Source organism: Micromonospora sp. LOL_024, from assembly GCF_048060415.1.
Lineage (GTDB): Bacteria > Actinomycetota > Actinomycetes > Mycobacteriales > Micromonosporaceae > Micromonospora.
In genome coordinates this window covers 1-774 of the sequence record NZ_JBHMIS010000165.1, presented here as the reverse complement: position 1 = coordinate 774, position 774 = coordinate 1, and the positions used below count along the sequence as shown (strand labels likewise).

General features: G+C 70.0%; 1 protein-coding gene. It reads left to right on the top strand.

Annotation, left to right across the window (positions count from 1 at the left end; all coding sequences use genetic code 11):
• Positions 1–176: 176 nt before the first annotated feature.
• Positions 177–774, top strand: a 598-nt coding sequence (locus ACFHWY_RS28720; protein ID WP_416583361.1) for an ISAs1 family transposase, incomplete at its 3' end; no start/stop codon positions are given.

Here is a 774-nt window from a genome sequence, read left to right as displayed (position 1 = left end):
GGGTGTGGCCCCTTCGGTGATCATGAGGTTTGTCGAGAACTTCGTGATCCTGGGAAGGGCCGCACCCGCGCATGTCATCATCACCGATCAAGGTTCTGCTGCCAACCACACCCGGCGCTACGCCTTCCGCGCCGGTCACCGATCGTGAGCGGCCGGGGTTGCTGGTTGCGTTGCAGGTGGTACCGGACCCGCGCGATGCGCGGGGTCGCCGTTACGGTCTGTCGAGTCTGCTCGCCGTGGCGGTGTGCGCGGTGCTGGCCGGGGCGTGCACCTTCACCGCCGTACACGATTGGATGCGTGACCTCGACCGCCCGGCGTGGCGCAGGCTCGGCTTCACCGGGACGGTCCCGGCCGCGACGACGCTGTGGCGGCTGCTGATCCGCGTCGACGCGGGCGTGTTGCAGCAGGTGCTGACGCGGTGGCTGCGCCAGCGCAGCACCCCGCTGCAGGTCACGGGCCGGCGGTGGCGGCTGGTCATCGCCATCGACGGCAAAGTCCTGCGCGGTGCCCGCACTCTCGACGGCCGGCAGGTGCACCTGCTCGCCGCGTACGACACCCGGACCGGGATCGTGCTCGGCCAGGTCCAGATCGAGGCGAAATCCAATGAAATCCCGGCGTTCACCCCGCTACTCGACCAGGTCGTCGCCCAGATCGGGTCGCTGCGCGGCGTCGTGATCGTCGCGGATGCCCTCCACGCGCAGACCGGGCACGCTCACGCCGTCGCCGCCCAGGGTGGCGATTTCATGGTCGCGGCGAAGGCCAACCAGCCGACCC